Source organism: Streptomyces zaehneri (assembly GCF_032248645.1).
In the GTDB taxonomy this organism is placed as follows: domain Bacteria; phylum Actinomycetota; class Actinomycetes; order Streptomycetales; family Streptomycetaceae; genus Streptomyces; species Streptomyces coriariae.
In genome coordinates this window covers 437779-450768 of record NZ_JASTTJ010000003.1, presented here as the reverse complement: position 1 = coordinate 450768, position 12990 = coordinate 437779, and the positions used below count along the sequence as shown (strand labels likewise).

Annotated in this window: 7 protein-coding genes; 6 read left to right on the top strand and 1 reads right to left on the bottom strand. The window is 72.1% G+C overall.

All coding sequences use genetic code 11. The annotated features are described in order from the left end of the window. Positions 1-138 precede the first annotated feature (138 nt). Positions 139-2298, top strand: coding sequence for a SpoIIE family protein phosphatase (locus tag QQM72_RS07715; protein ID WP_314220152.1), 2160 nt, complete (start codon positions 139-141; stop codon positions 2296-2298). Between the two features lie 72 nt (positions 2299-2370). Here QQM72_RS07715 and QQM72_RS07710 read toward each other — a convergent pair whose 3' ends face one another. Further along, positions 2371-3783 carry a S1 family peptidase gene (locus QQM72_RS07710; protein WP_314220024.1) on the bottom strand — a complete coding sequence of 471 codons (1413 nt, stop codon included), beginning with the start codon at positions 3781-3783 and terminating at the stop codon, positions 2371-2373. A gap of 1027 nt (positions 3784-4810) precedes the next feature. On the opposite strand from QQM72_RS07710, the gene QQM72_RS07705 reads away from it, so the two are divergent. The 5 genes from QQM72_RS07705 to QQM72_RS07685 all read left to right on the top strand — a co-directional run bounded on the left by QQM72_RS07705 (position 4811) and on the right by QQM72_RS07685 (position 12660). Next, on the top strand, positions 4811-5026 hold the full coding sequence (locus tag QQM72_RS07705; protein ID WP_020128984.1) for a hypothetical protein: 216 nt from the start codon (positions 4811-4813) through the stop codon (positions 5024-5026). Positions 5027-5110: 84 nt separating this feature from the next. Next, positions 5111-5917, top strand: a complete 807-nt coding sequence (locus tag QQM72_RS07700) for an HlyD family efflux transporter periplasmic adaptor subunit (RefSeq protein ID WP_314220023.1) — start codon at positions 5111-5113, stop codon at positions 5915-5917. Then, complete coding sequence (locus QQM72_RS07695) at positions 5914-8136, top strand: NHLP family bacteriocin export ABC transporter peptidase/permease/ATPase subunit (RefSeq protein ID WP_314220022.1); 2223 nt, start codon at positions 5914-5916, stop codon at positions 8134-8136. Before QQM72_RS07700 ends, QQM72_RS07695 begins: the two co-directional genes overlap by 4 nt. 1 nt (position 8137) lies before the next feature. Next, on the top strand, positions 8138-11014 hold the full coding sequence (locus QQM72_RS07690) for an NHLP bacteriocin export ABC transporter permease/ATPase subunit (protein ID WP_314220021.1): 2877 nt from the start codon (positions 8138-8140) through the stop codon (positions 11012-11014). 143 nt (positions 11015-11157) lie between these two features. Next, complete coding sequence (locus QQM72_RS07685; RefSeq protein ID WP_314220020.1) at positions 11158-12660, top strand: MFS transporter; 1503 nt, start codon at positions 11158-11160, stop codon at positions 12658-12660. Positions 12661-12990: the final 330 nt, after the last annotated feature.

Below are 12990 nucleotides of genomic sequence, written 5' to 3'. Positions count from 1 at the left end.
GCGCTTCGACCGAGGGGGCATGCGGGTGGTCCGACGGGGTATGGGGCCGGCCCCCGGCGGGCGGGTCGCTCGCCGTGCGCGCCGGGCCGCCAGGGGGCAGATTTGGACCCTGAGGCTCGCGCGGCGCCGGGCGAGGAGGTGGTCGCCGTGTCGGACGGGCAGATGTCGTCCGGTCAGGCACCTGCGACCGCCTGGGCGCCGGTCGGCCAGCCGCTGCTCTCCCTGGCGCTGACGTCGATGATGGACGCCGTCGGCGCGCACTCGGGTGCCGTGTACCTGCGTCCGGGCGACGAGCCGCTGCTGGAGATGGCGGTGATGGCGGGCCTGCCCCGGTCCTTCGCTGCCCCCTGGGAGCGGGTGGGTCTGAGCGCGCCGATCCCGGTCGCCGAGGCGGTGCGCGAGCGGCGGCTGGTGTGGGTGGGCGGGGTGGAGGACATGGCCCGCCGCTATCCGCGGATCGCCGTCGTGCTGCCCTATCCCTTCGCGCTGGCCGCGCTGCCGGTGCTGACCGCGACCCGGGTGTACGGCGCGGTCTTCGTGACCTGGCCCGGCTCGCACCCGCCGGACCTCTCCGACCGGGAGCGCCGGGAGCTGACGGCGGCCTGTGAGCGGCTCGCGCTGCGGCTGGAACGCGCCGCTTCGAAGAACCGTTCGGTGCGGGCCGAGACCGATCTGCTGGAAGCGGGCCCGCTGCTGGGCGGCGTCGCCGGCACGCTCGGCACGATCGAGGCGGCGCGGATGGTGTCGCGGCTGCCGTACGGAATGTGCTCACTCGACGTGAGCGGACGGGTCGGGTTCGCGAACGAGGCGGCCTCCGAACTGCTCGGCGTCCCGGTGGGCACGCTGCTGGGTTCGCAGCTGTGGGCGGCGGTTCCCTGGCTGAACGACCCCCTGTACGAGGAGCGCTACCGGGCCGCGCTGCTCAGCCAGGAGGCCACCTCCTTCGTGGCGCTGCGCCCGCCCTCGCAGTGGCTGTCGTTCCGGCTGTATCCGAGTACCACCGGGATCAGCGTGCGGATCAGCCGGGCCCGTGCGGTGTCGGAGATGAGCCCGACCGGTCCCCGCTCGGAGGACGCGCCGACCCGGCTGGTGTCGATGTCGCAGGCGCTGAGCATGGCCGGGGCGCTCACCGAGACGGTGAGCGTGCAGGACGTGGTGGGGCTGGTGGCGGACGAGATCGCCCCGGCGGTGGGCAGCCAGGCGCTGGCGCTGCTCGGCACGCGGGCCGGGCGGCTGCACGTGCTCGGGCACCACGGATACCCCGACCCGCATGTCGTGGAGCGGTTCGACCGGACGCCGCTGTCCTCCCCGACGCCGGGCGCGCACGCGGCCGCCACCGGCGTCCCGGCGTTCTTCGACTCCCGGCGGGACCTGGAGCGGCTGTACCCGGCCCGGCACTCCACTCCCGACGGGTTCGCCGCCTGGGCCTTCCTGCCGTTGATCGCCTCCGGCCGCCCGGTGGGCGCCTGTGTGCTGGCCTACGCCGAACCGCACGCGTTCTCCACGCACGAGCGTGCGGTGCTGACCAGCCTCGCCGGGCTGATCGCCCAGGCCCTGGACCGTGCCCTGCTCTACGACGTCAAACACCGACTGGCGCACGGGCTTCAGGCGGCGCTGCTGCCGCACTCCCTGCCGTCGCTGCCCGGGATCGAGGCGACCGCCCGCTATCTGCCCGCCACCCGCGGCATGGAGATCGGCGGGGACTTCTACGACCTGGTGCCCTCGCACCCGCACGCGGCGGCCGTGATCGGGGACGTGCAGGGGCACAACGTGACCGCGGCCGGGCTGATGGGCCAGATCCGTACCGCCGTCCGCGCGTACACGACGGTGGGGCAGGAACCGGCGGAGGTCATGCGCAGCACCAACCGGCTGCTGATCGACCTCGGCTCCGACCTGTTCGCGAGCTGTCTCTACCTGCGGCTGGATCCGGCCCGGGGGCGGGCCGTCATGGCCCGGGCGGGGCATCCCCCGCCGCTGCTGCGCCGGGCGGACGGCCGGGTGCGCGTCCTCGACCTCGCGGGCGGTCCGCTGCTGGGCATCGACGCCGCGGCGACGTATCCGACGGCGGAGTTCGAGCTGACCGACGGCTGTGTCCTCGCCCTGTACACCGACGGGCTCATCGAGACGCCGGGGGTGGACATCGAGGACGCGGTCGCCGACCTGGGGCGGCGGCTCGGCGAGGCCGGCGACCGTCCGCTGGCGGAACTGGCCGACGAGCTGGTGGGTGCCTACGCGGCGGCGGACGAGCGACGCGACGACGTGGCGCTGCTGTTGCTGCGGACGCGGGGTGACGCGTGAGGACCGCCGCCGGGCGCAGAAACGAACGGTCCGACCCCCGCCGGAGGGTCGGACCGTTCAGCTGATGCCGGGTCAGTGGGACTCGGTCACACCCGAGCCGTCCTGCGCGCCGTTGTCGTTCTGGTCGTGGCCGTCGGCGTTCCCGGCCGCGCCACCGTCGGCGTTCTCGTCCGCGCCGCCGACGATGGCCTCGCCGGTCTGGTCGTCGATGCCGTCACCGTTCTCGTCCACCGCGCCGGCGCCGGCCTCCTCGCCACCGCCGACGATGGCCTCGCCGGTCTGGTCGTCGATGCCGTCACCGTTCTCGTCCACCGCGCCGGCGCCGGCCTCCTCGCCGCCGACCGCGTCACCGGCACCGACGCCGCCGTCGCCGAGCGTCGCGCCGACCGCCTCGAGCGCGGTGGTCACCGGCTGGAAGAACGTCTCGCCGCCGACGGTGCAGTCGCCGCTGCCGCCCGAGGTCAGGCCGATCGCGAGGCCGTCCTGGGTGAAGAGCGAGCCGCCGCTGTCGCCGGGCTCGGCGCAGACGTCCGTCTGGATGAGGCCCGTGACGGTGCCCTCGGGGTAGTTCACGGTGGCGTCGAGGCCGAGGACCTGACCGTCGTTGAGACCGGTGGTGCTGCCCATCCGGAAGACCTGCGTGCCGACCGTCGCCTCGGCGGCCTGGGTGATCGCGAGGGTCTGGTCGCCGAGGTTGACCTCGCTCGCGGCCACGGTGGCGGGGTCGTCGTACTTCACCAGCGCGAAGTCGCCGTCCCCGGGGAAGGTCGCCTGGTCGACGGTGGCGATCGGCTCGCCGGCCTCGGAGTCGGACCACTTCTCGGCCGCGACACCGCAGTGACCGGCCGTCAGGAAGGCCGGGGAGCCGTCGCCCGCCGTCACGTTGAAGCCGAGGGAACAGCGGGCCCCGCCGCCGAATATCGCGTCGCCTCCGGCGACCTTCGTGGTGAAGGTGCCGGCCGACTTCTGGATCGTCGCCATGCCCGAGCCGAGGGTCTGGACGGTCGACTCGATCTTGTCCCACTTGGTGCCGGTGACCGTGGAGTCGGCCGTGACGAGGATCTTGTTCGTCTTCGGGTCGACGGCCCACGCGGTGCCCGTGATGGTCGCCTCGGTCTTCAGCGTCTTGGCGGCCGCCTCGAGTTCGGCCGTGCTGTTCTCGACCTCGCGGACCTTGGCGCCCGCCTTCTTCGCCTGCACGATGACGTTGTTCTCGTCGCCGGAGACGTTCACGACGTTGACGACCAGCTGCTGGCCCTCGGTGTCGTAGTAGGAGCCGGCGAAGGCGTCACCGAGCAGCTTCTCGAGCTGGGACGCGAGATCCGAGGCGTCGCCCGCCTTGAGCGTCTTCACCGTGGCGGCGTCGTTGGAGCCGCCGTCCTGGGAGGCGTTGGCGTTGGGAAGCAGGATGGCCGCCGCTCCGAGCGCCGCCACACCGCCTGCCGCGATGATGGCCTTGCGCTTCGTAACTCGCTTGTGACTCAAAAAACTCGACCTCCTGGGGGACGGGGTCTGGCTGCCGGGGTTCGGCAGCTCCGTACAGCGGCGCCTGGTTGGCCATGAGTACGCAGGGGTCACGGGGTGCGTTCAATCGCGTTTGCCAACTTCCTTTGCTCAAACCTGAATCGGCCATGACCGGAGCCCGACCTCGCGACCCCGGGAACAAACGCCCATATGGCGATGACGACCGCCGAAGCCGACAAGATCCTTTCGGTCGGCTTCGCCCTCCGGGCGCTCACTCCGGGCCTGCGTGCCGAACTCGTCGACGAGCACCGCCGGTTCGGCGTCCTCCCTGGTCAGGAGCGTCGGCACGGGAAGTCGGGGGGCCTGCGGGACAGGTGCCGGCGGCGGCCCCGGACACGACCGCCGGGATCACCGCGTCGGCCGTTCACAGGAACCCGGAAACAGGAAGACGACATGCCGGCCGACTTCGTTCCGGTGCGCGGTGACCGGTTCGGATGTCCTGAACCGAGCGGTACGGCCGGAGCCCGACCCCCGAACGGGGTTCGGCAACCTGTGCACGCGCTATGCGCCTCCCGAACGGGCACACGCCGGCCGACACGCCCCGTGGCCGACCGGCGACGTTCCGTTCGCAGTCGCGGGCCGAATCCCCGCTTCAGGGAATCTGCACATCGAATGCCCAAGCGGGTCACCGCGAGCAGGGGTTCTGCACAACTGCCCGGCGCCCGCGCTGCCTTTGGTGCGGGAGTGTCGGATTCGCCGCTAGAGCGCCGGAAGCTCATCCGAGCGGATCCCGCCCGTGGTGTGAAGAAGTCGCCGACAAGCAGTGGGCGCGCCTGCACCGTTTCCTGCTCCCGTGACACAAGTTCGCAGGTGAACGCGGTGATTGATTGGCTGCGCCGACCGTGGACCTGCTTTGATCCAACGCACCGCAGGGTCATCGCGGTCTCCCGGAAACGGGGTGCCCGGTGCCCGTGCTCGCGGCCGTCATCTGTCCCCAGAGGGGGCCGCTCCCCCCTTATGAGATATCCATGTGAAGGGAAGTTCCACCATGAACTCCACCCCCCAGGTTGAGACCGTCGAGATCTCCGACGCCGAGCTGGACAACGTCTCCGGCGGTCTGTCCCTGAACGCCGTCGGCACCGTCACCGGCCTGGTGGACGGCATCGCCCCGGTCTCCGGCCTGGTCAACACGGCCGTCGGCACCGTCGAGGGTGTCACCGGCCTGAACACGGCCCCGGTCACCAACCTGGTCGCCGGTCTCTGATCGCACCTTCGTGACCCCTTCGAGTCCCGGAGCCCTCACCCGGCTCCGGGGCTCATCGGCGCCCGAAACTCCCTAGGTAGGCCCGTGCAGTTCCGCCAACAGGCCCTCGCCAAGCTCCAGTCGCCGGAGGAACTCGACCTGCCGGTGCGTTTCGCGCGCCCCCAGGGCTGGCTGGTGCTGTCCGTGACCGTGGTCGTCATGGCGGCCGCGTCCGTGTGGGCGGTGACCGGTTCGGTCGCCTCCACGGTGAGCGCGCCCGCCGTCCTCACCCACGGCGAGGGCAGCTACATCCTCCAGAGCCCTGCCGCGGGCCAGGTCACCGCGGTCCTCGCGAAGGAGGGCGAGCGGCTGCCCGCCGGCTCGCCCGTGCTGAAGGTGCGTACGGCGGAGGGCGACGCCGTGGTGCGGACGGTCGCCGCGGGCCGGATCACCGCACTCGCCGCCACCATCGGTCAGATCATCTCCACCGGCGCGAACGTCGCCGCCGTCGAGAAGGTCGCCGACGCCGACGACCCGCTGTACGCCACGGTGTACGTCCCCGCGGAGAACGCCGCCTCCATCCCGTCCGGCGCGACCGTCGACCTGACCGTGCAGACCGTGCCCTCGCAGGAGTACGGCGTGCTGCGCGGTCATGTGAAGTCGGTGGACCGCGCGGCCCAGTCGGCGCAGGCGATCGCCGCGTTCCTCGGCGACAGCCAGCTCGGCGAGCAGTTCACCGAGGACGGCCGCCCGGTGGCGGTCCTGGTCCGCCTCGACAGGTCCTCGGCGACGAAGAGCGGCTACCGGTGGTCGTCCGCGGACGGGCCGCCGTTCGCCCTCACCTCCATGACCACGGCCACGGGTTCGATCCGGCTGGCCGACCAGCGTCCCGTCGATTGGCTGCTCCCGTGACCACCACCGAGGAGCCGCGGACCCGGCGGCGTGCCGCACCGCCCCGGCGCACGGTTCCCAAGAGCCGGACGAAGACCGTCCGCACGCCCACCGTGCTCCAGATGGAGGCCGTGGAGTGCGGGGCGGCCTCGCTCGCCATGGTCCTCGGGCACTACGGCCGGCACATCCCGCTGGAGGAGCTGCGCATCGCCTGCGGTGTCTCCCGTGACGGCTCGCGGGCGAGCAACCTGCTGAAGGCGGCCCGCGGTTACGGCCTCACGGCCAAGGGCATGCAGATGGACCTGGCCGCCCTCGCCGGGGTCAGGTCGCCCGCGATCCTCTTCTGGGAGTTCAACCACTACGTCGTCTACGAGGGCCTCGGCCGTCGCTTCGGCCGCCGGGGCGTGTACATCAACGACCCCGGCAAGGGCCGGCGTTTCGTGCCGATCGAGGACTTCGACGGCAGCTTCACCGGTGTCGTGCTGGTGCTGGAGCCGGGCGAGGACTTCGAACGGGGCGGACGCAGACCGGGTGTGCTCGGCGCGATGCCGGCCCGGCTGCGCGGCACCGCGGGCACCCTGCCGGCGGCCGTGCTGGCGAGTCTGCTGCTGGTCCTGGTGGGCGCCGCCGTGCCGGCGCTCAGCCGGACCTACATCGACATGTTCCTGATCGGACGGCAGACCTCGCTGCTGGGCGTGCTGTTCGTCTCGATGGGCACCTGCGTGGCCCTCACGGTGGCTCTCACCTGGCTCCAGCAGGCCAACCTGCACCACGGCCGGATCATCTCCTCGACCCTCTCCAGCGCCCGCTTCCTGCGCCATCTGCTGCGGCTGCCGGTCACCTTCTTCTCCCAGCGCAGCCCGGCCGACCTGGTCCAGCGGCTCCAGTCGAACGACGCGGTCGCCGAGACGCTGGCCCGCGACCTGGCGTCGGCGGGCGTGGACGCGATCGTCGTCGTCCTGTACGCGGTACTCCTCTACACCTACGACCCGCAGCTGACGGCCGTCGGGATCGGCGTGGCGCTGCTGAACATCGTCGCCATGCGGATCGTCATCCGGCTGCGCGCGACCCGGACGGCGAAGCTGCGCGCGGACAACGCGCGGCTCACCAACACGGCGTACACCGGGCTTCAGTTGATCGAGACGATGAAGGCTACCGGCGGCGAGGACGGATACTTCCGCAAGTGGGCCGGGCAGCACGCCACCACGCTGGAGGAGCAGCAGCGGCTCGGGGTGCCGAGCGCCTGGCTGGGCGTGGTCGCGCCGACGCTCGCGACGCTCAACAGCGCGCTGATCCTGTGGATCGGCGGCATGCGGGCGATCGAGGGCCATATCTCGGTGGGGCTGCTGGTCGCCTTCCAGGCTCTGGTCACCCGCTTCACCGCCCCGCTGACCCGCCTCAACGGGGTCGCGGGCCGCATCCAGGACTTCGCGGCGGACGTGGCCCGATTGAAGGACGTGGAGAACTTCCGCGCCGACCCGCTCTACGACCGCCGAGCCGGCGGGGACTCCACACGTCGGCTGAACGGTCATGTCGAGCTGGAGAACATCACCTTCGGCTACAGCCCGCTGGACAAGCCGCTGCTGACCGGCTTCGACCTGACCGTCGGACCGGGGCAGCAGGTGGCGCTGGTCGGCGGCTCGGGCAGCGGGAAGTCGACGGTGTCGCGGCTGATCTCGGGTCTGTACGCGCCCTGGGAGGGCGTGATCCGGGTCGACGGCCGGCGCCTGGAGGACATTCCGCGCGGGGCGCTCGCCTCCTCGGTGTCCTTCGTCGACCAGGAGGTGTTCCTCTTCGAGGGCTCGGTGCGGGACAACGTGGCGCTGTGGGACCCGTCGATCCCGGACGACGCCGTCGTCGACGCGCTCAGGGACGCGGCCCTCTACGACACCGTCGTACGGCGGCCCGGCGGCATCCACAGCAAGGTCGAGCAGGACGGCCGCAACTTCTCCGGCGGTCAGCGCCAGCGCCTGGAGATCGCACGGGCGTTGGTGCGCCGGCCCAGCATCCTGGTGCTGGACGAGGTGACCAGCGCGCTGGACGCGGAGACCGAGCAGGTGGTGATGGACAACCTGCGCCGGCGCGGCTGCGCGTGCGTGGTGATCGCCCACCGGCTCAGCACGGTGCGTGACAGCGACGAGATCGTCGTCCTCCAGCACGGCGCGGTCGTGGAACGCGGGCGGCACGAGGAACTGGTGGCGCGCGGCGGCTCGTACGCGGCGCTGGTCAGGGAGCGATGAGATGACTGCCGTGTCCGAAGGTGACGTCGTGCTCGCCGCGCTGGGGCAGCTGGGCGCGCGCATCGACTGCGCGGGCTTCAGCCGGCTCGACCTGGAAGGGCCGCAGGTGCTGTGGCTGGTCGCGTCGGGCGCGCTGGACCTGTTCGCGGTGGACGCCGAACAGCAGAGCCACTGGCACCACTTGGGCCGGCTGGAGGCGGGCGCCCTGCTGCTCGGTCCGGTCACCGGACCCCACCACACGCTCGTCGCACGCCCGTTGCGCGACTGCGTCGTGCACCGCGTCGGGCTGCGGGAGCTGTACCAGCCCGCGAACACCCAGACCTGGTCCTACGACGAGTACGGCAACCCCCAGTACGTGCCGCCGACCTCGAGCCCCCTGGAGTACGCGCTCGCCCTCGGCGTCGGCCGCGGTCTGTCGATCCTCTTCCAGGCGCCGATGGCCACCGAACGGGCCGCCGGGGATGGGGGCGCCCCTGTGCGAGCTCGTTCGAGCACGGGGGACGACGACGTGTTCTGGATGCAGGTGCCGCCCGGCAGCGTGCGGTACGGCTCGTCGTACGGCCCGGAGGCGGCCGCCGACCTGCTGATGGACCCTGCGGTGTGGCAGAGCATGGTCGACCAGCAGTACCGGCTGCTGACCACGCTGGACCGCTGGATCGAGCAGCTGGAACACACCCACGAGACCCGCACGGCCGCCGGGATCAAGGCGGGTGAGGCGGTCCGCGCCCAGGCCGACCGGACCCTGCTCGCGTCGATCGGCAGGAGCGGCCGCGGCGACAGGAACGGCAGGGGCACCGGCAAGCGCGCCACGGCCGCCGACGCCGACGCCACCTACGCGGCGTGCGGGCTCGTCGCCCGGGCCGCCGGGATCACCCTCGCCGAACCCTCGCGGATGGGCGCCGACAGCGACCGGCTGGACCCGGTGGAGCGGGTCGCCCTCGCCTCGCGGGTGCGCGCCCGTGCCGTACGGCTGGACGGCCACTGGTGGCGGGACGACGTGGGGCCGCTGGTCGGGCACCGGGCCCTGTCCGGGGCGCCGGTCGCGCTGCTGTGGCGGCGCGGCGGCTATGTCGCCGTGCACCCGGCGACCGGGCGGGAGACCCCGGTCGAGAAGGCCAACGCGGAGGAGTTCGAGCCGCGTGCGGTCATGTTCTACCGCCCGCTGCCGGAAGCGGGCCTCGGCCCCCTCGGACTGCTGCGCTTCAGCATGCGCGGCACGGCGGGGGACCTGACGAACCTGCTGCTGAGCGGACTGGTGACGGTGGTGATCGGGGCGCTGGTGCCGATCGCGACCGGCAAGGTGCTCGGCGAGTACGTGCCGAAGGCCCAGCAGGGGCTGATCGTGCAGGTGTGTCTGGCGGTGATGGTCAGCGGCGTGGTGGCGGCGGCGTTCATGCTGCTGCAGAACCTGACCATGCTGCGGCTGGAGGGCCGGATCGAGGCGACGCTCCAGCCGGCGGTGTGGGACCGGCTGCTCAGGCTGCCGACGAAGTTCTTCGCCGAGCGTTCGACGGGCGAGCTGGCGAGTGCCGCGATGGGCATCAGCGCGATCCGCCGGCTGCTGGCGGGACTGGGTCCCTCGGTCGCGCAGTCCCTCACCGTCGGCGCGATGAACCTGGGGCTGCTGCTCTGGTACAGCGTGCCGATGGCCCTCGCCGCGATCGGCATGCTGGTCGTCATCGCGTCCGTGTTCCTGGCGCTCGGGCTGTGGCAGGTGCGCTGGCAGCGGCGGCTCGTGGTGCTCTCCAACAAGCTCAACAACCAGGCGTTCCAGACCCTGCGCGGACTGCCGAAGCTGCGGGTGGCGGCCGCCGAGAACTACGCGTACGCGGCCTGGGCGGCGCAGTTCGCGCGCAGCCGGGAACTCCAGCAGCGCCTCGGCCGGATCAAGAACCTCAACACGGTGCTGGGTTCGGTGTATCTGCCGCTGTGTTCCCTGCTGATGTTCATGCTGCTGGCCGGTCCGGCGCGGGGTGCGCTGTCCGCGGCGGACTTCCTCACCTTCAACACCTCGATGACGATGCTGCTCACCTCGGTGACCTCGTTGACCGGCGCGTTCGTCTCGGCGGTGGCCGCGCTGCCGCTGTTCGAGGAGATCCGGCCGGTGCTGGAGGCGACACCGGAGGTCCGCACGGCGAGCACCCGCCCCGGCCCGCTGACCGGCGCGCTCGAGGCCCGCCGGCTGTCCTTCCGCTACTCCGACGACGGTCCCCTCGTCCTCGACGACGTCTCCTTCGAGGTGCGTCCGGGCGAGTTCGTGGCGGTCGTCGGCCCGAGCGGCTGCGGGAAGTCGACGCTGCTGCGGCTGCTCATCGGCTTCGACAAGCCGGTCTCGGGCAGTGTGCTGTACGACGGCCAGGACCTGGCGGCCCTCGACCGCTCGGCGGTGCGCCGGCAGTGCGGGGTGGTGCTCCAGCACGCCCAGCCGTTCACCGGCTCCCTGCTGGACGTGATCTGCGGCACCGAGGCCTACACGCCGGAGGAGGCGATGGCGGCCGCCGAGCTGGCCGGGCTCGCCGAGGACATCAGGCGCATGCCGATGGGGCTGCACACGATCGTCTCGGGCAGCGGGTCGGTCTCGGGCGGCCAGCGTCAGCGCCTGATGATCGCCCAGGCGCTGATCCGCCGGCCGCGCATCCTGTTCTTCGACGAGGCGACCAGCGCCCTCGACAACGAGACCCAGCGCACGGTCATCGAGAGCACCCGCAAGCTCAACGCCACCCGGGTCGTCATCGCGCACCGCCTGTCGACGGTGATGGACGCCGACCGGGTCGTGGTGATGGAGAACGGCAAGGTCGCCCAGCAGGGCCCGCCCGCCCAGCTCCTCGCGGACACCGGCGGAAGGCTGCACGAGCTGGTGCGACGCCAGCTGGCCTGAGGCCCCGGAACCACCGGCGCCGCGTCCGACACGGCCCCCACTAACGAAACTTTGCCGTTTCGCAGAAACTGGTCTAGCCTCCAGGTGTACGAAACCGTTTCGTTTACGTGCTCTTTGCCCTCACGTCCCTGGAGTGGTTCCCCATGTCTCCGAAGACCTTGACGGACGGCACCCGCACGGGCGCCGACCAGGGGCCGTCCGCAGCATCCGCCAAGAAGTGGTGGATCCTCGCGGTCGTCGCCCTGGCCCAGCTGATGGTGGTGCTGGACGCCACCATCGTGAACATCGCCCTGCCCTCGGCCCAGGCCGACCTCGGCTTCTCCGACGGCAACCGGCAGTGGATCGTCACCGCGTACGCGCTGGCGTTCGCCTCCCTGCTGCTGCTCGGCGGCCGGATAGCCGACCTCTTCGGCCGCAAGACGGCCTTCCTGATCGGGGTCGTCGGCTTCGCCGCCGTCTCCGCCCTCGGCGGTGCCGCGACCGACTTCGAGATGCTGGTCACCGCCCGCGCGCTCCAGGGCGCCTTCGGCGCGCTCCTCGCGCCCGCCGCGCTCTCGCTGCTCAACACCACGTTCACCGACGCCAAGGAACGCGCCAAGGCGTTCAGCGTCTACGGCGCCATCGCCGGCGCGGGCGGCGCGGTGGGCCTGCTGCTCGGCGGCATCCTGACCGACGCGCTCGACTGGCGCTGGACGCTGTACGTCAACGTGGCCATCGCCGTCGTCGCCTTCGCGGGCGGCTGGCTGCTGCTGTCCAACCACCGCGACGCCGAGAACTCCAGGCTGGACGTGCCGGGCACCGTCCTGGTCGCCGCCGGCCTGTTCTCCCTCGTGTACGGCTTCTCCAACGCGGAGACCCACGACTGGGACTCGCCGCAGACCTGGGGCTTCCTGCTCGCGGGCGGTGCGCTGCTCGCGGCCTTCACCTGGTGGCAGACCCGGGCCGCGCACCCGCTGCTGCCGCTGCGCATCCTCCTCGACCGCAACCGGGCGGCCTCGTTCCTGGCCGTGCTGATCTCCGGCGCCGGCATGTTCGGCGTGTTCCTCTTCCTCACGTACTACCTCCAGCTGAACCTGGGCTTCAGCCCGACGAAGACGGGTGTGGCGTTCCTGCCGATGGTCGGGGCGCTCATGGTGGCGGCGCAGATCGGCACCACGGCCCTGGTGCCGCGTCTGGGCCCGAAGGCGGTCATCCCGCTGGGCTTCGCGATCGCCGCGGTGGGCATGGCCTGGCTGACCGGGATCGGCGTCGGCTCCCACTACCTGAGCGCGGTGCTGCCGCAGTTGGTCATCACCGGTGTCGGCCTCGGCCTGGTCATGCCGCCCGCCATGCAGATGGCCACCGGCGGGGTCGCCGCCGAGGACGCGGGCGTGGCCTCCGCCACGGTCAACGCCATGCAGCAGGTGGGCGGTTCGATCGGCACGGCCCTGCTGAACACCCTGGCCGCGAGCGCCGCCGCCGACTACCTGGTCGGGAAGAACCCGGCGAACAAGCTGGTCCAGGCCCAGGCGAGCATCGAGAGCTACACCACCGCCTTCTGGTGGTCGGCCGTCTTCTTCGCCGCGGGCGCGGTCATCGCGTTCCTGCTCTTCCGCCGCGGGGTGCCGCAGCAGGACGCGGACGCGGCACCGGTGGTCCACATGTGACGGGCCCTCCACCCGCCGCACCAGGGAGACACCGGGAAGAGGGGCCGCCGTCCGCGAGGGACGGCGGCCCCTCTGTGCCGTGCCCGGAAGGGCGGGGAGCCCGCAGGTTCGGCCCTGGGTACTCGCGGCCCCTGAGAATCAGCGTGCTCGGCGTGGACTCGAACGCCGTGCGGCTGGTGGTCGCGGACGCGGCGGGCGGGGTCCCTCTGCCGGTACACACGGCCAGGAGAAGGTGATCTCGACCGGCTCGGGTACCGCTGCCGGCGGCCGCCGGCCCGACGCTCCGGGTGACCGGAGCAGGTCGGCGCGGATCGGCGCAGACGGGCCGCC

Excerpts from the sequence above, each read along its gene's own strand:
- QQM72_RS07705 (WP_020128984.1), top strand. The coding sequence starts at position 4,811 with ATGAACTCCACCCCCCAGGTTGAGACCGTCGAGATCTCCGACGCCGAG.
- QQM72_RS07690 (WP_314220021.1), top strand. The coding sequence starts at position 8,138 with ATGACTGCCGTGTCCGAAGGTGACGTCGTGCTCGCCGCGCTGGGGCAG.
- QQM72_RS07685 (WP_314220020.1), top strand. The coding sequence starts at position 11,158 with ATGTCTCCGAAGACCTTGACGGACGGCACCCGCACGGGCGCCGACCAG.